The organism is Pseudomonas sp. LS1212 (genome assembly GCF_024741815.1).
Taxonomy (GTDB): domain Bacteria; phylum Pseudomonadota; class Gammaproteobacteria; order Pseudomonadales; family Pseudomonadaceae; genus Aquipseudomonas.
The window spans coordinates 5,592,370-5,616,586 of the sequence record NZ_CP102951.1 but is presented as its reverse complement, the minus strand read 5'-3'; the positions used below and the strand labels follow the sequence as shown (position 1 = coordinate 5,616,586).

The window sequence follows — 24,217 nt, the reverse complement described above, 5'->3', positions numbered from 1 at the left end:
CCTAGATTGAAATGGCGTGAGCGTGGTTGCCCAAGGCACGGACCACGCTGTAGACGGTCAGGGCCGAGGTTTTCGGGTTGGCCTGCAGCGGCTTGCCACGCAAGCTCAACTCAAAGCCGCCGAACGCACCACGTGCCTCGAACTGATGGACGTTCTCGTCGCTCAACGGGTCGGCGATCAGCGTGACCTGGGTACGGTCCAGGCCCAGGCCGGCCAATGACAGGGTCGCGGCGACATTGGCGTTCTTCGGATACAGGCGTGCGGCTTCACGGGCGCTGCCCTGGAAAATCACCGTGGCTTCGGTGATGGCATCCAGATCGCAGACCAGTTCGCCCGGAGTGTTCTTCCAGGCCCGTGCCGGCTTGCGGCCGATATAATTCACGGCGTCGAGGCCGCCGACCTTGGCTGCCGACAGCGCATCGATACCACCGATGGCGCCGGGCAACAGTTCGATGTGGGTGTTGCCGCGTGCGGCGGCCGCCTCCAGGCGCTCGACCAGGCCAACCTCCGAAAGCGCGCCGACCGAAACGATCAGGCAGGCGATGCCACGCTCCAACGCGGGCAATACATGCTCTTCGATGGCGCGGTGGCCGGCGCATTCGACCAACAGGTCGGGATGGGCATCGGCCGGCAACGCGGTCAGCACCTGGGGTGGCTGCCTGAAACTGGACAGGCGCTGCCGGACCAGGTCCTCGGACCCGGCCGAGGCGATGACGTGGTCAACGCAAAGCTGCGGGTCTTTCTCCAGCAGTTCGAGCACGCCGACGCCAATGGCACCGCAGCCGATCATGGTGATATGCAACATGGCGCAGTCCTCAGGCAGTGGCTTTCTGAGCTTTGGTTTCGCTGTTGGGCGGGCCGGCGAACTGGGTGGCAAAGCCACCGACGCTGAGCATGTCGACCTCCAGCAGGAACGGCCCGGCTTCGCTCAAGGCGCCATCGAGCACACGACCGAAATCCTTCAAGTCGCTGACCAGGCCGTGACGCAGGCCCATGGACTCGGCGAGCTGGGTATAGTCCGGTGTATGCAGCTCTACATAGGCATGCCGGGCGCCATAGATGGCGTCCTGGATGTTGCGGATCACGCCGTAGCGTTGGTCGTTCATCAGCAGGATCACGACATTGGCCTTTTCCTGGACCAGGGTCGCCAGCTCACCCAGGTTGAGGATGAAGCCGCCATCGCCAGCGAGGGCGAAGACCTTGCGCTGCGGCGCGGTTTCAGCGGCAGCCACTGCCGCACCGATGCCCATTGCCAGGCCTTGGCCGATACCGCCGCCCAGTGCATGAACCCCGGAACGCGGGTGGTAAAGATTGAGCAGGCGGTTGCCCCAGATACTGTTGGACAGCGTCACGTCGCGGACCCAGGAGAAATCGCGGCCGGTGAGTGCCTGCAGCTGCTCGACCATCGCCGAGTAAGGGCCAAGGTCGGCGATCAATTGCTTGCGGGATTTTTCGCGAACATCCTTCAGCTCCGTGAGAAAGTTCGGGTCGGTTTGCAGGCGGCCTTCAAGTCGGTCGGCCAGCCCCTCAAGGGCCAGGGCAGCGTCACCGCAGATGAACAGCTCGCTGGAATAGCTGCGGCCTTCGATCGCCGGGTTGGCGTCGATGCGCAAGGTGGTGCGCGGCAGTTTCAGGGCATATTTGAAGGTCTCGTTGCTGCGCAGGCGCGAGCCGGCAACGACCAGGGCATCGCAGGTTTGCAGGAAGCCTTCGACCAGTTTGTTCTGCGAAAACGCGCCGAGGCAGCGTTCATCGTCTTCATTGACCACGCCACGACCTTGAGTCGAGGTGATCACGCCTACACCCATCTCCAGTAGCCGCTTGACCTGAGGGCCGGCATGACGTGCACCGCCACCGAGCCACAGCAAGGGGCGCTTGGCCCCGGCCAGGCGTTCAGCGACCAGGTCGAGCGCCTCGGGTGCCGGCACCGCGACAGGTACCGGCAGCGGCGACAGGTCGGTAGGCATCGGGATGAAGGTGGACTGGATGTCAATTGGAATTTCCACGCTCACCGGCCCGGTCGGTGCCGTCAGTGCGGTTTGAACTGCGAGCTTCATGGTGCTCAGCGCGGTTTCCACGCTGCGCACCCGGAATGCTGCCTTGGACACGGCCTTGAGCATGGTCAGTTGATCGCGGGCTTCGTGAATGTAGGCGAAGTCCTGATCCAGATAAGGCGTTTCGATCTGGCCGGTGATGTGCAGCAACGGCGTACCGGCGGTCAATGCTTCGACCATGGCGCCGGCAGCGTTACCGGCAGCAGTGCCGGTGGAGGTCAGGCACACGCCCAGGCCACCGGTGGTGCGAGCGTAGGCATCGGCCATATTGGTGGCACCGGCTTCACCGCGGGCCATGACGAAGCGGATATTGCCGCGTACGGCGAAGGCGTCGAGGATCGGCATGTTGTGAATGGAAATCACGCCGAAGGCAGCCTTGACTTCGCATTGCTCAAGAAACGCGGTGATGGCAGCGCCAACGGTGACAGTGTTTTCGTTACGCATGGCGGGACAGGCCTCCAGAAACATCGATATGGCTGCCTGTGGTGTAAGCCGACAGAGGCGAAGCCAGAAACAGGATTGCGCGAGCCGCTTCAATCGGCAGGCCCAGGCGACCCAGGGGAATGTGCTTGCGTTGCGCCAGTTGCGCGGTCCATTGCGACCAGTCGAGGTCGCGTTCTTCACGGGCCTCGAAGCGCCGGCGCCATTGGCCGGACTCGACCAGGCCGATGAGAATGCCGTTGACCCGGATATCCTTGGCGGCAAATTCGGTGGCCATCGAGCGCACCAGGTTCTTGAGCCCGGCGCGGGCGGCCGACGTGGCGACCATGTGCGGCTCCGGCTGGCTGGCCAATAGCGAGTTGACGCAGACGATGGCCGCGCCCGGCTGGCTTTGCAGCTGTGCCATGAAGGCGCGCACCGGGTAGATCACCGAGAAGAACTTCAATTGGAGTTCTTCGGTCCAGGCCGCGTCGGTGGTGTCGGCGAAGGTCGAGACGCGACCTTGACCTGCGTTATTGATCAGGACGCGGGCAGGGCCGAGCGTGCTCAGGCTGGCTTGGGCGAAAGCGTCGACGGAGGCCTGGTCGAGCACATCGCAGACCTGGGCTAGCATGCGTGCCTGCGGAAAACGTTCACGCAGGCGCGCTTCGGCGCTGCGCAGGCGATCACTGTCGCGACCGCAGAAGGCCACGGCGGCACCTGCCTCGAGCAGCAACTCGACACAGGCCAGGCCGATCCCGGAAGAACCGCCGGTGACGATGGCGGTGCTGCCCTGAAGTTGATAGAAGTTCATCTCAATCCCTCATCAACGCAGTGACGCGGTTGTGGCCGACGTTGGGGGTGTAGTTGAGCAGGCGCGACAATTCGTCGGCGCTGCGGCGCACCTGCGAGAGCAGCTCTTCGAAGTTCACATGGCCGATCTGCACGGTGGGGATGGTCACGCCCAGAGCGGCGACGATCCGGCTGGTGTGATCGCGTACCGGCGCCGCTACGGTAGAGATGGCCGACTCGAAGAACCCTTCACCGCTGACGAAGCCGCGTTGACGGTCGCCCTGCACCAGGTCGAACAGCTCGAGCACGGTTTTCGGTGTGCACGGCGAGTACTGTTCCAGGTGATCTTCGGGGTACAAGTCGCGCAGTTCGGCCAGCGTCAGGTCCTCGAGCAGAATCCTGCCCAGCACGGTGGCATGGGCGGGCAGGCGCGTGCCGACATTGACGGCGCTGGAAAACACCGAGGGCGGCGAGACCTTGGCCACATAGACGATCGAGCGGCCATCGCGCACCACCAGGTTGCTCGGGTAGTTGAGGCGGTCGCACAGGCGCGCCAACAATGGCTGGCCCAGTTCGGTCAGCTCCAGCGAGGCGAGGTATTCGAAGCCCAGGCGCAACACGGACATGCCCAGCCGGTACTCATTGCCGCTGCGGGTGACGAAACCCATGGTTTCCAGGGTGGTCAGCAAGCGGAAAATGGTCGAGCGCGGCAGCTCCAGGCGCCGCGCCAGTTCGGGGGCGGTCAGTGTGCGGTTTTGCCGGCTGAACTCGCAAAGCAACAGCAGGCCGCGCTCCAGGCCCGGCACGATGTATTTGTCCTGAGTGTCTTTCAACAGATCCGAATCATTCATAGCGCGCTACCTGTCAGGGATTCTTTGAGGGCATGGGCCAGGCGCCCAGCCACCACAATGGGTTGTTCGATGGGGCTGGCATGCCCGGCATCGGGAATCAGGCTGAAGCTCGCCGCCAGTGACTTGGCCAGGCCATGGCAGGCTTCAGGGGCGGTAATCGCGTCCGCTTCGCCACAGTGCACTTCGCAAGGCACTGACAGCGGTGCATGGCGTAGCAGGTCATCGCCGCAGAGCAGCTCGATGGCCTGGCGATAACCAGCAGGATTGAGCCGCGACATGTTCCACTGCACCCAGGCCAGGGCACTGCTGCTGGCGCGGCTGGAGAGCATATGGGCGCAACGTTCATGGGCCATTTGCGCGATGCCCAGGCACTCCAGGGTTTGCAGGCGCTTGGCGCGCACCTGCTGGCGCTGGGTTTCTCGCGCAGGGTCGCCATAGCCACGGGCCGGGCTGATCAACACCAGCCGGCTGACGCGATGCGGCTGGCTGCTGGCCAATGCCGTCGCCGTCAGGGCGCCGAGCGAATGGCCGACCAGCACACAGGTTTCGATGCCCAGCGCGTCGAGCATATGCAGCAGGCGCCCGGCGTAATCCATGGCCGAAGGTGCGGGATGGGCCAGTGGCGTGGAGTCGCCATAGCCAGGTGCATCCCAGGCGATCACCCGGGCGTCCTGGCTCAGCGCCAAAGCCACCTGCAACCATGACGCCGCGCCCGAGCCGATCCCGTGCAGCAGCACGATGGCCGGGCCGGTTCCGACTTCACGGATAGCCAGACGGCCGTCGTCCACTGCCAGTTCGCGCTGGGCAAACTGGCTGTCGAGCAGCGCCTCGAGTTTGGCCGTGGGCGCAGGATCGTGGTTGAAGATGGCAGGCTGCATGGGCTTATCCGCGCTTGATCGAAGCCAGGGGGTGCTCTGGCGGGTAGGTCGGGGTCACAGGCTTCTTGGCGCCCAGCATCACGCACATCAGCGCATCTTCGTCGCCGATGTTGATCTCTTCGCGGTACACCCCTGGCGGCACGGAAATCACGTCACGGTCGGTGAGGATGGTTTCAAAACGCTCGCCATCCTTCTCGATGATCACCTTGAGCTTGCCGCGCAGGACGAAGAAAACTTCTTCGACGTCGGTATGCAAGTGCGGTGGTCCTTCGTGGCCGGCCGGGATGACCATGGTCGAAAAGGTGAAGTTCTCCGACGGGATAGTGTTCATGTCGGTGCTCACGCCGGTACCACCGGTGCCGATGTAGCGCATTTGCGCGCGGCGGAATTTCGGGTCGTAGTCGGCCTGGAATTTCAACGCGTTCCAGTCGTATTTGCGCGTTTCGTAACGGGCGATACGGGTTTGCATCCAGCCTTCGAGGCTGCTGCCGGCGGGCCGTTCCCAGCTTTTCGGGGTGTCTTGCTGTGCAGATAAATCAGTCATGGCTGTCTCCAGATCAAGGCATGACGAACCCGCCGTTGACCGGCAAGGTTTGTCCAGTGATGAATCGGGCCAAGTCAGAGAGGGCGAACACCACCGCTCCGCTGACGTCCTCGGGAAGTTGCGGGCGTTGAATCGCCCGTTGTTCGGTGTACAGGCGATGGCGCGCCTCGGGTACGTAGGCTGTCGCCTCGACCAGGACCAGGCCCGGTGCGATCGCGTTGACCGTGATGTTGTCGCTGCCCAGTTCGCGGGCCAGGCTGCGGGTCATGGCGATGATCGCGCCCTTGCTGGCGACGTAGGCCAGCAGGTTTGGCGCGCCCCACAGCGGTGTGTCCGAGGCCAGGTTGACGACCGCGCCCTTGCCGCTGGCGCGCAGTGCCGGCAGACAAGCGCGGGTCATCAGCCAGGTGCCGCGCACGTTGACTTGCATGACCTGGTCCCAGGTGTCGATGTCCAGCTCTTCGCAGGTCTTGCCGCCGGAGTTGGTGATCGAAGCGTTGTTGACCAGCCCGTCGAGCCCGCCCAGGCGCTCGACCGCTTCGGCAACGCAGGCGCTGATGGCGTCGGGGTTGCCCAGGTCCAGGGCGATACCGCTGACATCCAGGCCTTGTGCGGCCAGTTCGGCGGCGGTCGTTTGTACACGCTCGTCCAGTATGTCGGCGATCACCACCCGGGCACCGGCCTGGCCAAGGGCCTGGGCGAATGCATGGCCCAGGCCGCGGGCGCCACCGGTCACCAGCACGCGACGGCCTTCGAGGAGACGATTGAAGTGGCTCATCATTGGGTACTCAGCATGGCTTTGGGCATGTAGTGCAGGACGCGTTTCTCGGCCCAGACCACCGCGCCGTAGGCCAACACGCCGATCAAGGTGAGCATGACGATGGCGACGAAGACCCCGGCGGTATTGCCCTGACCTTCGGAATCGACCAGCAGGAAGCCCAGGCCCTGGTTGCCGCCGACCAATTCGCCAACGGTGACGCCGATCACGGCGAGGGTCGACGCGATACGCAGGCCGGAGAACAGCGCGGCCATGGCCGAAGGGAGTTCCACCAGGCGGAAGATCTGCCAGCGGCTGGCGTTCATGGTGCGGACCAGGTTGATCATGTCCGGGTCCACGGTACGGATCGCCGAGAGCACGTTGATCATTACCGGGAAGAACACGATCAGGATGGCAATGAGGATCTTCGGGTAGATGGTGTAGCCCAGCCACATCACGAACAGCGGGGCGAAGGCGACCTTCGGTGCGATCTGCAGCGCCAGGATGTAAGGCGAGAGAATGGCTTCGGCCGAAGGCGAGAGGCCCAGCGACACGCCGATGACTACGCCCAGCAAGGCGCCGAGACCAAAGCCGACGATAATTTCGAAGGCGGTGATCAGGGTGTGCTGGAGCAGGCCACTCGATTGCCACATCACCACGCTTTCTTCGGCGACGCGGGTCAGTTGCGGCATGACGAACTCGGGCATGCCGAGCAGGCCGGGGCCCCATTGCCAGAGCAGCAGAAACAGGATCAGCAGGGCCATGCTGCCGAGCATGGAGTTATTCAGGCTTTTCATCGTGTCAGTACCTTGTTGTTACCAGCGACTATTGAGCGGCCGTCGTGGTTTCGATGAATTGGTTGGTATAGAGCTCGTCCAGCGCAGGCTCCTTGGCGACGATGCCTTCGCTCACGTAGAACTTGCGGACCTTGTCCAGCCGCGCCGGATCGATACGGCCCAACACGCTCTGGTTGGCATAAACGTGTTCCACGTAGAGCTTGAAGGTCTTCTCCAGCGAAGCTTCCTTGCCGGCATAGGCCGGTACGGCCTTGGCGAAGGTCACGGCGGCGGCATGCGGGTCCTGGATGATGTCTTGCATGCCCTGCAACGTGGCCTGGACCACGCCGCGAATCACCTCGGGGTGGTTCTTGATGGCATCGTCCGAGGCGATGATGGCCTGGGCCATGCTTTCGAAAATCTGCTCCTGGGGAATCAGCTTGATCTGCAGCCCGGCCTCTTCGGCATTGACGACCCAATCCGGTACGCCGGCCATGGCCTGGGCCTTGTTTGCCGAGAACAGCTGCCAGACACCCGCTGGGCCGGCAGCCTGGACATTGACATCGGTCTTGCTCAGGCCGGCCTTGCGCAGCGAGGCAAGCAACGCGTAGTAGGTGGTGTCCGAATAGGACATCACGGTCATGGTCTTGCCCTTGAGGTCGCTGATCGAGTTGATGTTCTCGGCGGCATTGGTTGCGACCATGGTCACGCCACCAGCACCCAACACAGCAACGGCGCGCACCGGAATGCCATTGGCCCGCACCACGATCGGGGTGTCGCCGAGGGCACCGCCGAGCATGGCGTTACCGGCGCCGACCTGCTTGGCCACATCGACACCGCCCTTGGCAGCGATGAACTCCAGGTTCAGGTCCTTGCTGGCGTAGTAGCCCTTTTCCTTGGCGATGATCCACGGGGCGAAGGCCGGGGAGTTCGGTGGAGCAGGCAGCAAGTAGGTCACGTTGGTCGGCTGAGCCTGGGCATTGAGCGCCAGGCTCAAGCCGAGGGCGACCAACGAGGCCTGACCGAATCGTTGAAAGAGAGTCTTGAACATGCGTACTCCTGAATCCGTTGATGAGCCGTGAGGCGTTGATCAATGCAGTTCGGTGTCTTCGCCGACTTTCAGCAGTTCCATCAGGCGACCGGCCAGAGGACCGATTTCCGGCAGCTTGCGACGTTCCAGGGGGTTCTCCCGGAATGGCAGGTCGACGGTGATTTCTTCGATGATGGTGCCGGGGCGGGCGCTCATGACCAGAAGGCGATCGGACATTGCAATCGCCTCGACCAGGTCGTGAGTGATGAACAGCGCGGTTTTCTTCTCTTCAAAGAGCATCCGTGCCATGTCCTGTTGCAGGATCATCTTGGTCTGGGCATCCAGAGCCGAGAATGGCTCGTCGAGGAACAGCACTTGCGGATCGATGGCCAGGGTGCGGGCCAGGGCAGCGCGTTGACGCATGCCACCTGACAGCTGGAAGGGGTAGTGGTCGGCAAAGCCTTGCAGATGGCAGCGCTTGAGTAGATCTTCGGCGATTGGCTGGCGCTTGGCGGCAGGCATGCCCTGGATCTCCAGGCCCAGCTCGACGTTGCGACGAATACTGCGCCATGGCATCAGCAGGTCTTTCTGCAGCATGAACGCCACTTTGCGCACGGGGCCGGTGACGGCTTCGCCACCCACGAAGACTTCGCCTTCGCTGGGACGATAAAGACCCGAGCCCATGTTCAGGATGGTGCTTTTGCCGCAGCCGGATGGGCCGATGATCGAAACCACTTCGCCGCGGCGAATCTTGAAATTCACGTCACGGATGGCGAAAGGCGCTTCTGACTTCCCCTTTGCCGGGAAGCATTTGCCGACTTGACGGAACTCAATTTCTGTCGGCTCGAGATCTTCCTTGAGCGCTGGTGTATTCCATTGTGGGGCGATTGCGTACATCTCTTTCACAGCCATTGGGAAGGTCTCTGGTCTGTTTTATAGGTGATACGTCGTTTAGTGCATGAACAATGCCAGATATGGAAATACGTTGATTAAATAAAAAATGCTTTATTTATTAATTGGTTACATAAAAACGCTTGTTTTAGTTGTGTTTTATATATGAAACACGGTTTCTTCTGTGACACGAAACTGCACATTCCCTGGACGCAACTTGCGCAATCGCGAAGAAAGAGTGCTTTTTTAGGTAACGCAGAAATGAGATCAAAGTGCCACTTTGTTTTGTATGTAAAACAACGCGGTTTCTATCTTTATTTAGAGGAAGGCGATAAGTAACCCGATGGGGTCGCGCTGTAGGAGCGGACCCGGCCGCGAAGGGCCGCAAAGCGGTCCCGGTTCCCGATCCAAAGTTATGCATCAACAGAATGCGGCCGCTGCGCGCCCGTTCGCGGCCTGGTCCGCTCCTGCAGCAGCCATGTCGCAGATACTCAGGGCAAAAAAAAAAGGGCCCCGGGAATCTTCCCTGGGCCCTCAAAAGGTGAGAGGTGTCTAGTCCCTCGACCTGGTGAGCGTTTTGCGGCTTAGGCCTTCAGAGGCACCAAGCGTGGAGCAATCATGTTTTCCGGGCGCAGGATGTCGGCGAGCATCGCGTCGTCGAGCAGGCCTTCCTCGCGTACCAGTTCCAGCACCCCGCGACCGCTCTCGAGGGCGATACGGGCGATACGGGTGGCGTTTTCGTAACCGATGTACGGGTTCAGCGCAGTAACCAGGCCGATCGAGTGTTCGACCAGTTCACGGCAACGTTGTTCATTGGCAGTGATGCCGACGATGCAGTGTTCGCGCAGCATATCCATGGCGCGTTGCAGCAGGCCGATCGAGTCGAAGATCTTGTAGGCGATCAGCGGCTCCATCACGTTCAGTTGCAACTGGCCGCCTTCAGCAGCGATGGTCAGGGCCAAATCGTTGCCGATGATTTCAAAGGCGACCTGGTTGACCGCTTCCGGGATCACCGGGTTGACCTTGCCTGGCATGATCGAGCTGCCCGGCTGACGCGCTGGCAGGTTGATTTCGTTGATGCCGGTACGCGGACCGCTGGAGAGCAGGCGCAGGTCGTTGCAGATCTTCGACAGCTTGACCGCAGTACGCTTGAGCATGCCGGAGAACAGCACGAAAGCGCCCATGTCGGAGGTGGCTTCGATCAGGTCGGCAGCCGGTACCAGCGGCTGGCCGCTGATGGTTGCCAGGCGCGAAACAGCCAGGTGCTGGTAGCCAGGGTCGGCGTTGATGCCGGTACCGATGGCAGTACCGCCCAGGTTCACTTCAGTGAGAACTTCCGGCGCGAGGGTGCGCAGACGCTGAAGGTCTTCGGTCAGCGTGGTGGCGAACGCGCGGAATTCCTGGCCGAGGGTCATCGGCACTGCGTCTTGCAGTTGGGTACGGCCCATCTTCAGGACGTGGCTGAACTCTTCACCTTTGGCGGCGAAGGCCTGGATCAGGCTGTCGAGGCTGGCGAGCAGGGCGTCGTGACCGAGCAGCAGACCCAGGCGGATAGCCGTCGGGTAGGCGTCGTTGGTCGACTGTGCCATGTTCACGTCATTGTTCGGGTGCAGGTACTGGTATTCGCCCTTGCTGTGGCCCATGGCCTCCAGCGCGATGTTGGCGATGACTTCGTTGGCATTCATGTTGGTCGAAGTGCCAGCGCCGCCTTGAATCATGTCGACCACGAACTGCTCATGGAAGTCACCGCGGATCAGGCGTGCACAGGCTTCGCTGATGGCGGCATGCTTGGCATCGCTGAGGTGGCCGAGCTGACGGTTGGCGTCGGCAGCGGCTTGCTTGACCATGGCCAGGGCCACGACCAGCTTGGGGTAGTGCGAGATCGGAACGCCGGAGAGGCGGAAGTTATTCACCGCTCGCAGGGTCTGGATGCCGTAGTACGCTTCAGCGGGGACTTCGAGAGCGCCAAGCAGGTCTTTTTCGATGCGCAATGATGCAGCGGAGGACATGATAGAGATATTCTCAGTAAGGGCCCGGCCTGTGCCGGAATGCTGCCAATGCTAGGCCTGCGGAGAATTTCGGGCCAATGCTGTTACACACTGCCCTATGCATAAACGGCATAATGTTAGTGTGACGCCAAATTTGAATAGAACGTGTGAAGCCGTTTGGCCGGTCCCCGGAGGACTTCATGAACCTTGAAAGCAAGTGGCTGGAAGATTTCAGCGCCTTGGCTGCAACCCGTAGTTTTTCTCAGGCGGCCGAGCGCCGCTTCGTCACCCAGCCGGCCTTCAGCCGGCGGATCCGCAGCCTTGAAGCAGCGCTGGGTCTGACTCTGGTCAACCGTTCGCGTACACCGATCGAGCTGACCGCTGCCGGCCAGCTTTTCCTGGTGACTGCGCGCACAGTGGTCGAGCAGTTGGGTGAGGTCTTGCGCCACCTTCACCATCTGGAAGGCGGGCAGGGCGAGGTCATGCAGGTGGCAGCAGCCCACTCGCTGGCCCTCGGCTTCTTTCCGCGCTGGATCGCCCAGTTGCGCAATGAGGGGCTGAATATCGCTACGCGCCTGGTCGCGACCAACGTTGGCGATGCCGTGCACGCCTTGCGCGAGGGTGGTTGCGATCTGATGCTCGCGTTCTACGACCCGGATGCTGCCTTGCAGATGGATTCGGAGATTTTTCCTTCATTGCACCTGGGCCATACCGAAATGCTCCCGGTCTGTGCCGCCGATGCCGACGGCAAGCCCCTGTTCGACCTGGAAGGCGAGGGCAGTGTGCCGTTGTTGGCCTACAGTGCAGGGGCCTTTCTCGGGCGTTCGGTAAATCTGTTGTTGCGCCAGCGTAACCTGCGATTTACCACGGTTTATGAAACCGCAATGGCCGACAGTCTCAAGAGCATGGCGCTCGAAGGGCTGGGGATCGCCTGGGTGCCTCAGCTCAGTGCGCGTGCCGAGTTGGCCCGTGGGGAACTGGTGATCTGTGGTGGCCCGCAGTGGCATGTGCCGTTGGAAATCCGGTTGTACCGTTGTGCGCTGGTGCGCAAGGCTAATGTCCGCCTGTTGTGGCGCAAACTGGAAACAGCAGCAGGGCTTGAAAAATCTTGAGCAGAGTCCGGATCGAACTCTGCTGTGATTCAAGGCTCAGGGGGCATCGCTGATGTAGGCAGCAATGGCCTCGCGGTTTCCATCGCTGTAGCGATAGCAATTGGAGCGAAATGCAATTCGAGTCGGGAAGATATATGACTCGCACCACCAGCCATTGTAGAGAACAGCCGATCGTTCATGGGTGCCATTGAGAAGATGGCCCAATTCGTGGGCGGGGGACGTGTACGTTGCCATTGATGCGATAGCAGTGGTACCGCCCAGATAGGCGACGCCGGCATTCGAGGCATTGAGGCTGTTTTTCGTGAGCAGGAGAAATTTGTTCGTGCGGTACGAGCTGATCTCTATATTGTTCCGACGAATGTATTCGTATACATCGGATCCCAGTTGCTGGAGCAAAGGGTCAAGAGCGACATTTTGATATTTAAGGTTATTGAAGGGTGCCTGGTTGGCAATATATTTTATTTCAACCTTTCGGCCTGTGATGGATTCCATTTCGGTGCGCCATGCCGAAAAGTAGCTGTCGTTGATACTGGCCCGCGTATTTGCTGGAATATCGTCATGCAGGAACACCGTTACCTTGATTGGCTCCAGCCGGCTGGCTCGTACAGCGGGACCGGGGTTGTTTATCGGCATTGCCAGCACTGGGTCCATGTGCGCGGGGAAAACTTCGGCGTTGCTCAGCGGGGGGAATGACAGAAGCAATGCCAATAAGGGCAGGCGATAGTTGTTAAACATCATCAATTGATTTCCTTGTCTAAGTATGGAAGGCCAGGGGTTATCGAGTTCTAGAGGCCTTCGCCAGGAATTAGACTTGGTACAGCTTGCGCTGTTATTCAGAACGGGTAGACAGATGCAGTGCTAATAAGAGCGCAGTCCTGTAGGAATGACGAAGCCTGAAAGTACGTTCTTTGCAGTGGCCAGCAGGGGCGCCGGGATGCGCTGGCGCTCAAGGTGACAGACGGTATACCGGGCTGGGCCCGGCACGTAGCTTTGCGGTATACTGCGCGGCCTCTGGCCGACCTGGCCGGATCAGAATTCGCATAACAAGCCACGCCGGTAGCCCCGCGTGGCTTGTTGTTTTTTGACGCGCCCGCGGGCGCCCAAGAGAAGAGGCACAACGATGAGCGCACTGGTTGGCGTGATCATGGGCTCCAAGTCCGATTGGTCCACCCTTAGCCACACCGCTGACATGCTGGAAAAACTCGGCATTCCCTACGAGGTCAAGGTGGTCTCTGCTCACCGGACCCCGGACCTGCTGTTCCAGTACGCCGAAGAAGCCGAGGCTCGTGGCATCGAGGTGATCATCGCCGGCGCCGGTGGCGCTGCGCACCTGCCAGGCATGTGTGCGGCCAAGACCCACCTGCCGGTGCTCGGCGTGCCGGTGCAATCATCGATGCTCTCGGGCGTCGACTCGTTGCTCTCGATCGTGCAGATGCCCGCCGGGATTCCGGTGGCGACCCTGGCGATCGGCAAGGCGGGTGCGATCAATGCTGCGCTGCTGTCGGCAAGCATCCTGGGTGCCAAGCATCCACAATTCCATGCCGTGTTGAAGCAATTCCGCGCAGAGCAGACAGACAACGTTCTGGAAAATCCAGATCCGCGCCAGGCCTGAGGTTTCAAGCATGAAGATCGGTGTAATCGGTGGCGGCCAATTGGGTCGCATGTTGGCTCTGGCGGGTACTCCGCTAGGGATGAACTTCGCTTTTCTCGACCCTGCGCCGGACGCCTGTGCCGCGACGCTGGGCGAGCACCTGCGCGCCGATTACGGTGATCAGGATCATCTGCGGCAACTGGCCGACGAAGTCGATCTGGTCACTTTCGAGTTCGAAAGCGTGCCGGCCGAGACCGTAGCCTTCCTGTCCCAGTTCGTGCCGGTCTACCCAAGCGCCGAAGCGCTGCGTATTGCCCGCGACCGCTGGTTCGAGAAGAGCATGTTCAAGGACCTGGGTATTCCAACCCCGGCCTTCGCCGACATCCAGTCGCAAGCCGACCTGGAAGCTGCAGTGGCCAGTATCGGTCTGCCAGCGGTCCTGAAAACCCGCACCCTGGGTTATGACGGCAAAGGCCAGAAAGTGCTGCGCACGGCTGCCGATGTTGTCGGTACCTTCGCCGAACTGGGTAGCGTTGCCTGCCTGCTGGAAGGCTTCGTGCCGTTCACTGGCGAAGTCTCGCTGATCGCGGTGCGTGCCCGTGATGGCGAAACCCGTTTCTATCCGTTGGTGCACAACACCCACGAGAGCGGCATCCTGCGCCTGTCCGTGGCCAGCAGCGAGCATCCGCTGCAAGCCCTGGCCGAAGACTATGCCGGCCGGGTGCTCAAGCAACTCGACTATGTCGGCGTGCTGGCATTCGAATTCTTCGAAGTCGATGGTGGCCTGAAGGCCAACGAGATCGCGCCACGCGTGCACAACTCCGGGCACTGGACCATCGAAGGTGCCGAGTGCAGCCAGTTCGAGAACCATCTGCGTGCAGTAGCCGGTCTGCCGTTGGGTTCGACCGCCAAGGTGGGGGAGAGCGCAATGCTCAATTTCATCGGCGAAGTCCCGCCGCTGGCCAAGGTCATCACGATCGACGATTGCCATGTGCATCATTACGGCAAGGCATTCAAGGTCGATCGTAAAGTGGGCCATGCCACCTTGCGCTGCGCCGACATGGCGACTTTGCAACAACAGATCAAGCAGGTTGAAGCCCTGATCCAGGCCTGACCTTCCCTCGTTCCGGCGTGATGAACCAATGCGCCGGCGAGGCTCTCTGATGGCGGGATGCCAAAGCAATGACTAGGCTTTGGCGCAGGGCTACTCAATCAGAGGGAATCTCATGGGCATTATCGGCACCATCTTCATCGGCCTGATCGTTGGTTTGTTGGCTCGCTTCCTGAAGCCTGGCGATGATCCCATGGGTTGGATCATGACCATATTGCTGGGCATCGGCGGTTCGCTGGCAGCGACCTACGGTGGTCAGGCGCTGGGCATCTATCAGGCCGGGGAGGGTGCGGGTTTCATCGGAGCACTCGTCGGTGCCGTGGTCTTGCTGGTGATCTACGGACTGGTCAGAAAAAACTGACGAACAGTCTAGAGCCCTCTCTGCTGCGCGCGCGGAGAGGGCTAGAATGCCCGGCGAAATCCACGCCTTAATTATTGTCGAGCATTGTCATGCGCCGCTTCTTCCTGATAACGCTGATGTTGTGCAGCAGTCTGGCCAATGCCGAACTGCCGGAAACCGATTGGCTGGACTTGATGCCAAAGTCGGACCAGAAAGCCCTCGAACTGATGCCGGAAATCGATCACAACTCACCCGAGGCCGATGGTACCTTCACGGGCAAGGGGGGGCTGAAGCAGAGTAAAGGCCTGCCTGCGGTGATGTATTCGAACAAGACCGTGCCGGGCATGAATGGCAAGGATATTCGCCTGGGTGGCTACCCCGTTCCGCTGGAAGCCGATGCCAAGGGGCACAGCACGTTGTTTTTCCTGGTTCCCTATCCGGGTGCGTGCATCCACGTGCCGCCACCGCCGCCCAATCAACTGGTGCTGGTGCGCTATCCCCATGGGTTGAAACTGGACGATATCTATACGCCGCTTTGGGTGATGGGCAACTTGAAGGTTGAAAAGGTCAGTAATGACCTGGCCGATGCGGCCTATGCGATGGATGCCAGCACAGTCCGCATCGTCAATGACGCGGATTTGTAGGTTGCCAGCGATGGCCGGAGGCCTAAAGAGGTGAGCTCGAAAGGCTCAGGCCCAGGGTATGATTGGCACCCGGCTTCAGTTCGACGATGTCATCCAGCACATTGGCCGTCTCGATACAGAGCATGTCCTTCCAGCCATCGTCAGCCATGTCGCTGAACTGCGCTGCACGCTCTGCCCACGGGTTCCAGATCACCGCGCTGTTCGAGCCGCTGCTGGTCAGGGTAATCCGGCGTTGCCAGGCCGGGTCGACGATACTCAGTTGGGCCGGTGTCTGCAGGTAGATGCGGTCGGTCTCGCCGGTAAATCGCAGATCGCCCTGCTGGGTGCGTTCCTGCCAGTCCTCCAGGGTTTCGACATAGCGCAACCCGGCCACGCCTTCGACACTCACCTGGCGTACATCGCTGACCGCGAAATAGCTGTGCAATGCCTGGCTGATGGTCACGGTTTCGCTGCCGAGATTGAGGCTGGTCAGGCTGATTTTCAGATGCTCGCCGAGTGCGATGCTCAATCTCAGTTCGACGTTATGTGGCCAGCCAGGTAAGTCGCCCTGGGCTTCCGGCAGGCTGAAGTCCACACGAATTTCGTCGCCTGAACTGTCTATTTCCATCAGCTGCCAGTCGCGTCCGCGAACCAGGCCATGAGCCGGGGCGGGCTCGGTACCGGGGCGCCGCATGCCTTGAACCGACTGCGGATTGCGCGCCAGGTTGCCGAACCAGGGCCAGCACACCGGGACGCCGGCGCGCACGGATTTACCCTGGTTGAACAGCGCCTGGTCGTTTGGCCAGATCAGTGGATGTTCGTTGTCGTCGCGCTGATAACTGAGAACTTGTGCGCCTTGCTGGGCCACGACCAGCTGGGCGCGACCATCGCTGATGCGCCAGCAGTTCAGTTCATTCAGTTTGACCAACTCGACTTTGGGCGTGGACATGCGGGTATCTCGTTCAAGGACCATTATGGATTTTGACCATGCGATGGTCGCCGAGTTTACCGGGCAAGCCGCTCAGCGACGAGGCGGAACCGAGCGGGTACGGCCGCTGCCGTCGATGGCGACAAACACGAAAACCGCTTCGGTGACCTTGCGCCATTCGCTGGACAAAGGATCATCGCTCCAGACCTCGACCATCATCTGGATCGAGCTGCGGCCGATTTCCAGAGTCTGAGTATAGAAGGAAAGCTGTGCGCCGACGGCCACCGGAACCAGGAAAGCCATGCGGTCGATGGCAACGGTGGCGACACGCCCACCTGCGACCCGGCTGGCCATGGCAGTACCGGCAAGGTCCATCTGCGCGACCAGCCAGCCGCCAAAGATGTCGCCGAAACCGTTGGTTTCACGGGGTAACGCCGTAATCTGCAAGGCCAGGTCGCCTTGTGGAATAGGATCTTCTTGTTCGAGTTCAATCATGCCTGGGGTGCCTCTGACCCATGACTCTTCGTTGGTTGGCGCGGTTTTATAGACACCTCAAAAAACGATTCAGCACGAACATGATACGCTGCTTTCGCTTGCAAGGCGCTCCAAGGGAAACTCTGCGAAATCGGCTATATGTGATTAGCGGCGTTTTCGCACAACCCCCCTTGTGGGGCGACAACCTATTTCTACAGCAAATGTCCTAAGTTGGCCCAGTATATCGAGCCATGCGCTTAGCGACGACCGTTCAGTTCTATTATGACCGGCTAATGCTTCTATATATGTCCTTTTTCAATCAATTTGCTATCGTGCGAGCTCCTGCCGGGCCCGGACCAGCGCTGTTCGGGCTTGAATTGCCTATAAGAGATGCCTTTCCATGACCTCTGTGCCCTCGAGTATTGCGCAGCCATCGCGCCCGTTGACCCGCAGCGATTACAAGACGCTGTCGCTTTCTGCCCTCGGCGGAGCGCTGGAATTCTACGATTTCATTATCTTCGTATTCTTCGCCACCGTGGTCGGCAAGCTGTTTTTCCCTGTGGACATGCCGGAGTGGCTGCGTCTGATGCAGACCTTCGGCATCTTCGCGGCCGGCTATCTGGCGCGGCCGCTGGGTGGCATCGTCATGGCTCACTTTGGCGACTTGCTGGGACGCAAGAAGATGTTCACCCTGAGCATCTTCATGATGGCCGTGCCAACCCTGATCATGGGTTTGCTGCCGACATATGCACAGATCGGCTTGTGGGCCCCGATCCTGCTGTTACTGATGCGGGTGATCCAGGGTGCGGCTATCGGCGGCGAAGTGCCGGGCGCCTGGGTATTCGTCTCCGAGCACGTGCCGGCACGCCATACCGGCTATGCCTGCGGTACCCTCACGGCTGGGTTGACCGCCGGCATCCTGTTGGGCTCGTTGGTCGCAACCCTGATCAACAGCCTCTACAACCCCACAGAAGTGGCGGACTACGCCTGGCGTATTCCTTTCCTGCTGGGTGGCGTTTTCGGTTTGCTGGCGGTTTACCTGCGTCGCTGGCTGCATGAAACGCCGGTGTTCGCCGAGCTGCAGCAGCGCAAGGCGCTGGCCGAAGAGATCCCGTTGCGTGCAGTGCTGCGCGATCATCGTGGCGCGATCGTGCTGTCGATGCTGCTGACCTGGCTGCTGTCGGCCGGGATCATCGTAGTCATCCTGATGACACCGACCGTTCTGCAAACCGTGTATGGCTTCCCCCCGACCGTGGCCTTGCAGGCCAATAGCCTGGCCATCGTCTTTCTCACGCTGGGTTGCGTGGGCGCCGGGATCCTGGCCGATCGCTTTGGTGCGGGTCGGGTGTTCGTCACCGGCAGCCTGTTCCTGCTGCTCAGTTCCTGGGTGTTCTACCACAACCTGCAGGCGCATCCGGACTGGCTGTTCCCGATGTACACCCTGACCGGTCTGTTCGTCGGCATCGTCGGCGCAGTGCCGTACGTGATGGTTCGGGCCTTTCCACCGGTCGTGCGTTTTTCGGGGATCTCGTTTTCCTACAACCTGGCGTACGCCATCTTCGGTGGTCTGACGCCCATGATGGTGACGCTGCTGCTCAAATACAGCCCGATGGGGCCGGCCTATTATGTGGCCGGTATCTGTAGCATTGGGCTGCTGGTTGGCCTTTATCTGTTGGCAAAAAAGCGCTGATACCGCTGTTAGCTGGACACTTCCTGCCAGAGCCTGAAGGCCATCATCGACGTACGGTGATGGCCATTCATCTAATTGTCACATTCCTTTCATAGAGTGGTCATGCGGCCTGCAGATACTTGGGCCCGATCCAACTAACACCTATCTGCTAGGAGTAAGGCATGAAACTGAAGCGTTTGATGGCGGCAATGACGTTTGTCGCTGCTGGCGTTGCGACTGCCAACGCAGTTGCCGCTGTTGACCCTGCTATCCCGAGCTACGCCAAGACCACTGGTGTATCGGGCAACCTGTCCAGCGTTGGTTCCGACACCCTGGCGAACCTGATGACTCTGTGGGCCGAGTCCTACAAGAAAGAATACCCGAACGTAAACATCCAGATTCAGGCCGCAGGTTCGGCCACCGCGCCACCTGCGCTGACTGAAGGCACCTCTAACCTGGGCCCGATGAGCCGCAAGATGAAGGACACCGAACTGGCTGCCTTCGAGCAGAAGTACGGTTACAAGCCGACCGCCATCCCGGTTGCCGTGGATGCCCTGGCCGTGTTCGTGCACAAGGACAACCCGATCAAGCACCTGACCATGGAGCAAGTCGATGCGATCTTCTCCTCGACTCGTCTGTGTGGCGCCAAAGCTGATGTAAAAACCTGGGGTGACCTGGGCGTGACCGGTGACCTGGCCAACAAGCCGGTGCAACTGTTCGGTCGCAATTCGGTTTCCGGCACCTATGGCTACTTCAAGGAAGAAGCCCTGTGCAAAGGCGATTTCAAGCCTAACGTCAACGAACAACCAGGTTCGGCTTCGGTCGTGCAATCGATCAGCAGTTCACTGAACGGTATCGGTTACTCGGGCATCGGCTACAAGACCGCCAGCGTGAAAACCGTTCCCCTGGCCAAGAAAGGCAGCACCGAGTTCATCGAAGACACCGAAGAAAACGCCCTGAGCGGCAAATACCCGCTGTCGCGTTTCCTCTACGTCTACGTCAACAAGGCCCCGAACAAGCCTCTGGCCCCGCTGGAAGCCGAGTTCCTGAAGCTGGTTCTGTCCAAGCAGGGTCAGGAAGTGGTTGTGAAAGACGGCTACATCCCGCTGCCAGCCAAGGTTGCCGCCAAGGCACTGGCTGACCTGGGTCTGAAAGAAGGCGACTCTGAAGTCGTAAAAAAGTAAAACCCTGAGTCGGGGGGAATTCCCCGGACTCCTGTAGAAGCGGGCCGGGCGGAACGCCGCCCGCCCCTCCTACAGCCCCAATTTTTCTGTCCGCTGCCGGTTTGTACGGGCGGCGGATTTGTTATGTCACTGTACTGTCATCTTTCTGTCATACAGGATCGCTAGGGTGTGCGCATGAATGATCTGGCCAACTCCACAATGACTTCGACTTCTCCCCCCAAGCGAATTGACTTCAATACGCCTGAGCTGCAGCGCAAGCGCCGTATACGCGCGCTCAAGGATCGCCTGACCCGCTGGTACGTCCTGGTGGGCGGCCTGGCCGTCCTGGCCGCGATCACCTTGATCTTCTTCTTCCTGGCCTATGTAGTCATGCCCCTGTTCAAGGGCGCGGACCTGACGGCAGAGGAAGCTATTTCGCCGGCCTGGATGCAGGATGCCGGCAAGCCCTTGTTGATCTCCCTCGAAGAGCAGAACCAGGTCGGCATGCGGGTTTCCGACAAGGGCCAGGCACTGTTTTTCAATATCGAGAATGGCGCCGAGTTGAGCCGTGTCAGCCTGCCGATCCCGGCCGGTGCAAGCGTGTCGTCCATTGCCGAAGACCAGCCGGGCAGCCCGCTGGTGGCCATCGGTCTGTCCAACGGCCAGGCACTGGTGTTCCGCCATACTTATAAGGTCACCTACCCGGATGGCAAGAAGACCATCTCGCCGGCTGTTGAATACCCTTATGGCGAAACGCCGATCACGCTGAACGAGCAGGGCAGTGCGCTTGAACACGTGAGCCTCAACGCTACCGATTCGACACTGGTTATCGCAGGCTCGACCGGTGCGCACCTGCACGTGCTTTCGCTGAGCCGCGAAGAGAACATGATGACCGGCGAGGTCACCAGCGAGCAGAGCCGCATCGACTTGCCGCAAATGACCGAGCCGGTCAAGGCGATCTTCATCGATCCACGCCAGCAGTGGCTGTATGTGGTGAACGGTCGCGCCCAGGCCGACGTTTTCAGCCTGCGTGAAAAAAGCCTGAATGGTCGTTACAAGCTGCTTGAAAACGGCGAAGCCGAAGTGACCGCCAGTAGCCAATTGGTCGGTGGCATTTCGCTGATTTTTGGTGATTCCCAGGGTGGCCTGGCGCAATGGTTCATGGCTCGCGACCCGGATGGCGAGCAGCGTCTGAAACTGATCCGCAGCTTCCAGCTGGGAACCACGCCGATCGTCGAGATCACTGCTGAGGAGCGCCGCAAGGGCTTCGTCGCACTGGATGCCTCGGGCAAGCTGGGGGTGTTCCACAGTACTGCCCACCGTACGCTGTTGGTTGAGCCTGTGGTCGAAGGTTCAGGCCTCTTCGGCCTGTCGCCACGGGCTAACCGGATCATCGTCGAGGCTGGCGGCAAACTCCAACCGCTGCTGCTCGATAACCCGCACCCGGAGGTTTCCTGGAGTGCGTTGTGGAGCAAGGTCTGGTACGAGAACTACGACGAGCCGAAATACGTCTGGCAATCGACTGCCGCCAACACTGACTTCGAACCCAAGCTGAGCCTTTCGCCGCTGACCTTCGGTACGCTGAAAGCCGCGTTCTACGCCATGCTGCTTGCCGCACCGCTGGCGGTCGCCGCCGCTATCTACACCGCCTACTTCATGGCACCGGGCATGCGCCGCAAGGTCAAGCCGGTGGTCGAATTGATGGAGGCGATGCCGACGGTGATCCTCGGCTTCTTCGCCGGCCTGTTCCTGGCGCCGTATGTCGAAGGTCATTTGCCGGGCATCTTCAGCCTGCTGATCCTGATGCCGATCGGCATCCTGGTCGCCGGTTTCGCCTGGAGCCGCCTGCCCGAGTCGCTGCGCCTGCGGGTACCGGACGGCTGGGAGAGCGCCATCCTGATCCCGGTTATCCTGTTCGTGGGCTGGCTGTCGCTGTACATGAGCCCGTACATGGAAACCTGGTTCTTCGGCGGTGACATGCGCCTGTGGATCTCCCACGACCTGGGTATCACCTACGACCAGCGCAACGCCCTGGTGGTCGGCTTGGCCATGGGCTTCGCGGTCATCCCGAACATCTACTCGATTGCCGAAGACGCCGTCTTCAGTGTGCCGCGCGGCCTGACCCTGGGTTCGCTGGCGCTGGGCGCCACGCCTTGGCAGACCATGACGCGGGTGGTGCTTCTCACCGCAAGCCCCGGGATCTTCTCGGCATTGATGATCGGCATGGGCCGTGCCGTGGGTGAAACCATGATTGTGCTGATGGCCACCGGTAACACGCCGGTCATGGAGATGAACCTGTTCGAAGGCCTGCGGACCCTGGCGGCCAACGTCGCGGTGGAAATGCCTGAGTCGGAAGTCGGCGGCAGCCACTACCGCGTGCTGTTCCTCTCGGCGCTGGTTCTGCTGCTGTTTACCTTCGTCATGAACACCCTCGCAGAACTGATCCGTCAGCGTCTGCGCAAGAAATACTCGTCGCTTTAAGAAAGGTAGAAGTCTGTGAAACAGAACTCCCTGAAAGGCTGGTTCAAGAGCGGCGCCCCAGGCGTCTGGATCAGTGGTGGTGCGGTGTCCATCGCCGTCATCATGACTATCGGTCTGCTGGCGGTGATCGCCGTGCGCGGTCTGGGTCACTTCTGGCCGGCGGACCTGGTCCATGCCAACTACGGCATCCCGGGCCAGGCCAACCATGTGGTCGTCGGTGAAGTGGTGCAGAAGGAGCAAGTGCCGCGTGAGCGCTTGAAGAGCGCAGGCCTGCCGGTGCCGGACGATGGCCCGGAGTTCATGACCCGCGAGCTGATCAAGGTCGGCAACCGTGACCTGAACGGCAACGACTTCACCTGGATCGTCGGCGAGTGGCTGACCGACCAGACCACGCCGCCGGAACTGATGGCCGTGGAGCGTCGCGAGTGGGGCAACTTCTATGGCTACCTGGTCAACGTCAAGGAAGATGGCAAGGTCGTCGCCGAAGGCAGCGCGGCCTGGCCTGAGCTGCAAGCGCGTGTCGAGCGGGTCAACAAGCTAGCCGCGCAACTGAAGTCCCTGGAAAAGGCCGACATCGGCGCCATCAACGCCGGGCTTGAACGCCTGCGTCTGCAAGCCCGCAAGCTGGAGCTCAGTGGCCAGCTCAGCGCCGCCGCGCAAGCCGACATGGATGCAGAGCGTGCCGAGCTCGATGCTCGTTACAAGGACATCGAAGCGCGTCTGACTGACCTGCACGCACAGTTCAACCGCGACAGCATGACCGCCCGTGATGCCAACGGCAAAGAAATCGAGATCAGCATCGGCAAGGTGGTGCACGCCTATCAGCCCAATGCCATGAGCAGCCTGACCAAGGTTGGCTTCTACTTCAAAAAGGTCTGGGAATTCCTCAGCGACGATCCACGTGAAGCGAACACCGAAGGCGGGATCTTCCCGGCGATTTTCGGCACCGTGATGATGACCCTGATCATGGCGATGATTGTCACGCCGTTCGGCGTGTTGGCAGCGGTCTACTTGCGCGAGTATGCGCGGCAGGGCCCGGTCACGCGCTTGATCCGGATTGCCGTGAACAACCTGGCAGGCGTTCCGGCCATCGTTTACGGGGTGTTCGGCCTGGGGTTCTTTGTCTACGTGCTGGGTGGTTCGCTCGACCGCCTGTTCTTCCCCGAAGCATTGCCGGCGCCGACCTTTGGCACGCCAGGGCTGCTCTGGGCATCCCTGACGCTGGCGCTGCTGGCGGTGCCTGTGGTGATCGTGGCCACTGAAGAAGGCCTGGCGCGGATTCCTCGTACCGTGCGCGAAGGTTCGTTGGCGCTCGGCGCGACCAAGGCCGAAACGCTGTGGAAGATCGTGCTGCCGATGGCCAGCCCGGCGATGATGACCGGCATGATCCTGGCGGTAGCCCGTGCTGCCGGCGAGGTAGCACCGCTGATGCTGGTGGGCGTGGTGAAACTGGCGCCATCGCTGCCAGTGGATGGTAACTACCCGTATCTGCACCTGGACCAGAAGATCATGCACCTGGGCTTCCATATCTATGACGTCGGCTTCCAGAGCCCGAACGTCGAAGCCGCGCGGCCACTGGTATACGCCACGGCGTTGCTGCTGGTGCTGGTGATTGCCTTGCTCAACCTGTCGGCGGTTGCGATCCGTAACCACCTGCGCGAGAAGTACAAGGCGCTGGACAGCTGATTGCAGCCCCAATACCGGGTTAACCGCTGGCCCGACCACGAGGCCAGCGCACTGAAAC

General features: G+C 60.8%; 23 protein-coding genes. 9 read left to right on the top strand and 14 right to left on the bottom strand.

Features of this window, described 5'->3' with window-relative positions; genetic code table 11:
• Window position 1: 1 nt before the first annotated feature.
• The 11 genes from NVV94_RS26330 to aspA all read right to left on the bottom strand — a co-directional run bounded on the left by NVV94_RS26330 (window position 2) and on the right by aspA (window position 11,002).
• On the bottom strand, window positions 2-805 hold the full coding sequence (locus tag NVV94_RS26330; protein ID WP_258445183.1) for an aspartate dehydrogenase: 804 nt from the start codon (window positions 803-805) through the stop codon (window positions 2-4).
• Between the two features lie 10 nt (window positions 806-815).
• On the bottom strand, window positions 816-2,498 hold the full coding sequence (locus tag NVV94_RS26325; protein ID WP_258445182.1) for a thiamine pyrophosphate-binding protein: 1,683 nt from the start codon (window positions 2,496-2,498) through the stop codon (window positions 816-818).
• A complete protein-coding gene (locus NVV94_RS26320) occupies window positions 2,491-3,288 on the bottom strand; it encodes an SDR family oxidoreductase (protein ID WP_258445181.1) in 798 nt (265 codons plus the stop codon). Before NVV94_RS26320 ends, NVV94_RS26325 begins: the two co-directional genes overlap by 8 nt.
• A gap of 1 nt (window position 3,289) precedes the next feature.
• Entirely contained in the window at window positions 3,290-4,117 is an 828-nt protein-coding gene (locus NVV94_RS26315) for an IclR family transcriptional regulator (RefSeq protein ID WP_258445180.1), read from the bottom strand.
• Window positions 4,114-4,995 (bottom strand): alpha/beta fold hydrolase, encoded by an 882-nt coding sequence (locus NVV94_RS26310; protein WP_258445179.1) that lies wholly within the window; start codon window positions 4,993-4,995, stop codon window positions 4,114-4,116. Before NVV94_RS26310 ends, NVV94_RS26315 begins: the two co-directional genes overlap by 4 nt.
• Window positions 4,996-4,999: 4 nt before the next feature.
• Window positions 5,000-5,539, bottom strand: coding sequence for a cupin domain-containing protein (locus NVV94_RS26305; protein ID WP_258445178.1), 540 nt, complete (start codon window positions 5,537-5,539; stop codon window positions 5,000-5,002).
• Window positions 5,540-5,552: 13 nt separating this feature from the next.
• Window positions 5,553-6,320: an SDR family oxidoreductase gene (locus tag NVV94_RS26300; RefSeq protein ID WP_408733438.1), complete on the bottom strand. Its 768-nt coding sequence runs from the start codon at window positions 6,318-6,320 to the stop codon at window positions 5,553-5,555.
• Window positions 6,317-7,093 (bottom strand): ABC transporter permease, encoded by a 777-nt coding sequence (locus NVV94_RS26295; protein WP_258445177.1) that lies wholly within the window; start codon window positions 7,091-7,093, stop codon window positions 6,317-6,319. The genes NVV94_RS26300 and NVV94_RS26295 overlap by 4 nt, the downstream gene beginning before the upstream one ends.
• Before the next feature lie 28 nt (window positions 7,094-7,121).
• Window positions 7,122-8,123 (bottom strand): ABC transporter substrate-binding protein, encoded by a 1,002-nt coding sequence (locus NVV94_RS26290; protein WP_258445176.1) that lies wholly within the window; start codon window positions 8,121-8,123, stop codon window positions 7,122-7,124.
• 39 nt (window positions 8,124-8,162) lie between these two features.
• Window positions 8,163-8,999, bottom strand: a complete 837-nt coding sequence (locus tag NVV94_RS26285; protein ID WP_258447831.1) for an ABC transporter ATP-binding protein — start codon at window positions 8,997-8,999, stop codon at window positions 8,163-8,165.
• Window positions 9,000-9,577: 578 nt separating this feature from the next.
• A complete protein-coding gene (aspA, locus tag NVV94_RS26280; protein ID WP_258445175.1) occupies window positions 9,578-11,002 on the bottom strand; it encodes an aspartate ammonia-lyase in 1,425 nt (474 codons plus the stop codon).
• Window positions 11,003-11,181: 179 nt separating this feature from the next.
• Here aspA and NVV94_RS26275 point away from each other — a divergent pair, with 179 nt between their 5' ends.
• The gene (locus tag NVV94_RS26275) at window positions 11,182-12,093 is read left to right on the top strand and encodes a LysR substrate-binding domain-containing protein (RefSeq protein ID WP_258445174.1); all 912 of its coding nucleotides are present in this window, start codon (window positions 11,182-11,184) and stop codon (window positions 12,091-12,093) included.
• Window positions 12,094-12,129: 36 nt separating this feature from the next.
• Here NVV94_RS26275 and NVV94_RS26270 read toward each other — a convergent pair whose 3' ends face one another.
• On the bottom strand, window positions 12,130-12,831 hold the full coding sequence (locus NVV94_RS26270) for a hypothetical protein (RefSeq protein ID WP_258445173.1): 702 nt from the start codon (window positions 12,829-12,831) through the stop codon (window positions 12,130-12,132).
• A gap of 382 nt (window positions 12,832-13,213) precedes the next feature.
• Between NVV94_RS26270 and purE the strand changes: the two genes are divergently transcribed.
• The 4 genes from purE to NVV94_RS26250 all read left to right on the top strand — a co-directional run bounded on the left by purE (window position 13,214) and on the right by NVV94_RS26250 (window position 15,779).
• Window positions 13,214-13,705: a 5-(carboxyamino)imidazole ribonucleotide mutase gene (gene purE / locus NVV94_RS26265; RefSeq protein WP_258445172.1), complete on the top strand. Its 492-nt coding sequence runs from the start codon at window positions 13,214-13,216 to the stop codon at window positions 13,703-13,705.
• 10 nt (window positions 13,706-13,715) lie between these two features.
• Window positions 13,716-14,798, top strand: a complete 1,083-nt coding sequence (locus NVV94_RS26260; RefSeq protein ID WP_258445171.1) for a 5-(carboxyamino)imidazole ribonucleotide synthase — start codon at window positions 13,716-13,718, stop codon at window positions 14,796-14,798.
• A 112-nt stretch (window positions 14,799-14,910) separates the two neighbouring features.
• Window positions 14,911-15,156: a GlsB/YeaQ/YmgE family stress response membrane protein gene (locus tag NVV94_RS26255; protein WP_258445170.1), complete on the top strand. Its 246-nt coding sequence runs from the start codon at window positions 14,911-14,913 to the stop codon at window positions 15,154-15,156.
• Between the two features lie 89 nt (window positions 15,157-15,245).
• Window positions 15,246-15,779, top strand: coding sequence for a DUF3299 domain-containing protein (locus NVV94_RS26250; protein WP_258445169.1), 534 nt, complete (start codon window positions 15,246-15,248; stop codon window positions 15,777-15,779).
• A 22-nt stretch (window positions 15,780-15,801) separates the two neighbouring features.
• On the opposite strand, the gene NVV94_RS26245 is transcribed toward NVV94_RS26250, so the two are convergent.
• Both NVV94_RS26245 and NVV94_RS26240 read right to left on the bottom strand, forming a co-directional pair.
• Window positions 15,802-16,707 (bottom strand): D-hexose-6-phosphate mutarotase, encoded by a 906-nt coding sequence (locus NVV94_RS26245; protein WP_258445168.1) that lies wholly within the window; start codon window positions 16,705-16,707, stop codon window positions 15,802-15,804.
• Between the two features lie 72 nt (window positions 16,708-16,779).
• A complete protein-coding gene (locus NVV94_RS26240) occupies window positions 16,780-17,181 on the bottom strand; it encodes an acyl-CoA thioesterase (protein WP_009402429.1) in 402 nt (133 codons plus the stop codon).
• Between the two features lie 379 nt (window positions 17,182-17,560).
• On the opposite strand from NVV94_RS26240, the gene NVV94_RS26235 reads away from it, so the two are divergent.
• The 4 genes from NVV94_RS26235 to pstA all read left to right on the top strand — a co-directional run bounded on the left by NVV94_RS26235 (window position 17,561) and on the right by pstA (window position 24,159).
• Window positions 17,561-18,850: an MFS transporter gene (locus NVV94_RS26235; RefSeq protein ID WP_258445167.1), complete on the top strand. Its 1,290-nt coding sequence runs from the start codon at window positions 17,561-17,563 to the stop codon at window positions 18,848-18,850.
• Between the two features lie 161 nt (window positions 18,851-19,011).
• Window positions 19,012-20,013 carry a phosphate ABC transporter substrate-binding protein PstS gene (locus NVV94_RS26230; RefSeq protein WP_258445166.1) on the top strand — a complete coding sequence of 334 codons (1,002 nt, stop codon included), beginning with the start codon at window positions 19,012-19,014 and terminating at the stop codon, window positions 20,011-20,013.
• A 426-nt stretch (window positions 20,014-20,439) separates the two neighbouring features.
• Complete coding sequence (locus NVV94_RS26225; protein WP_258447830.1) at window positions 20,440-22,473, top strand: ABC transporter permease subunit; 2,034 nt, start codon at window positions 20,440-20,442, stop codon at window positions 22,471-22,473.
• A 15-nt stretch (window positions 22,474-22,488) separates the two neighbouring features.
• Entirely contained in the window at window positions 22,489-24,159 is a 1,671-nt protein-coding gene (pstA, locus tag NVV94_RS26220; RefSeq protein ID WP_258445165.1) for a phosphate ABC transporter permease PstA, read from the top strand.
• The last annotated feature ends 58 nt before the right edge of the window (window positions 24,160-24,217 follow it).

Coding starts and splice junctions, on each gene's coding strand:
- NVV94_RS26325 (WP_258445182.1), bottom strand. CDS start 2,498: ATGCGTAACGAAAACACTGTCACCGTTGGCGCTGCCATCACCGCGTTT.
- aspA (WP_258445175.1), bottom strand. CDS start 11,002: ATGTCCTCCGCTGCATCATTGCGCATCGAAAAAGACCTGCTTGGCGCT.
- NVV94_RS26305 (WP_258445178.1), bottom strand. CDS start 5,539: ATGACTGATTTATCTGCACAGCAAGACACCCCGAAAAGCTGGGAACGG.
- NVV94_RS26290 (WP_258445176.1), bottom strand. CDS start 8,123: ATGTTCAAGACTCTCTTTCAACGATTCGGTCAGGCCTCGTTGGTCGCC.
- NVV94_RS26320 (WP_258445181.1), bottom strand. CDS start 3,288: ATGAACTTCTATCAACTTCAGGGCAGCACCGCCATCGTCACCGGCGGT.
- NVV94_RS26295 (WP_258445177.1), bottom strand. CDS start 7,093: ATGAAAAGCCTGAATAACTCCATGCTCGGCAGCATGGCCCTGCTGATC.
- NVV94_RS26300 (WP_408733438.1), bottom strand. CDS start 6,320: ATGATGAGCCACTTCAATCGTCTCCTCGAAGGCCGTCGCGTGCTGGTG.
- NVV94_RS26330 (WP_258445183.1), bottom strand. CDS start 805: ATGTTGCATATCACCATGATCGGCTGCGGTGCCATTGGCGTCGGCGTG.
- NVV94_RS26235 (WP_258445167.1), top strand. CDS start 17,561: ATGACCTCTGTGCCCTCGAGTATTGCGCAGCCATCGCGCCCGTTGACC.
- NVV94_RS26275 (WP_258445174.1), top strand. CDS start 11,182: ATGAACCTTGAAAGCAAGTGGCTGGAAGATTTCAGCGCCTTGGCTGCA.
- NVV94_RS26245 (WP_258445168.1), bottom strand. CDS start 16,707: ATGTCCACGCCCAAAGTCGAGTTGGTCAAACTGAATGAACTGAACTGC.
- NVV94_RS26240 (WP_009402429.1), bottom strand. CDS start 17,181: ATGATTGAACTCGAACAAGAAGATCCTATTCCACAAGGCGACCTGGCC.
- NVV94_RS26285 (WP_258447831.1), bottom strand. CDS start 8,999: ATGTACGCAATCGCCCCACAATGGAATACACCAGCGCTCAAGGAAGAT.
- NVV94_RS26310 (WP_258445179.1), bottom strand. CDS start 4,995: ATGCAGCCTGCCATCTTCAACCACGATCCTGCGCCCACGGCCAAACTC.
- NVV94_RS26230 (WP_258445166.1), top strand. CDS start 19,012: ATGAAACTGAAGCGTTTGATGGCGGCAATGACGTTTGTCGCTGCTGGC.
- NVV94_RS26255 (WP_258445170.1), top strand. CDS start 14,911: ATGGGCATTATCGGCACCATCTTCATCGGCCTGATCGTTGGTTTGTTG.
- purE (WP_258445172.1), top strand. CDS start 13,214: ATGAGCGCACTGGTTGGCGTGATCATGGGCTCCAAGTCCGATTGGTCC.
- NVV94_RS26270 (WP_258445173.1), bottom strand. CDS start 12,831: ATGATGTTTAACAACTATCGCCTGCCCTTATTGGCATTGCTTCTGTCA.
- NVV94_RS26225 (WP_258447830.1), top strand. CDS start 20,440: ATGCAGGATGCCGGCAAGCCCTTGTTGATCTCCCTCGAAGAGCAGAAC.
- NVV94_RS26260 (WP_258445171.1), top strand. CDS start 13,716: ATGAAGATCGGTGTAATCGGTGGCGGCCAATTGGGTCGCATGTTGGCT.
- NVV94_RS26250 (WP_258445169.1), top strand. CDS start 15,246: ATGCGCCGCTTCTTCCTGATAACGCTGATGTTGTGCAGCAGTCTGGCC.
- NVV94_RS26315 (WP_258445180.1), bottom strand. CDS start 4,117: ATGAATGATTCGGATCTGTTGAAAGACACTCAGGACAAATACATCGTG.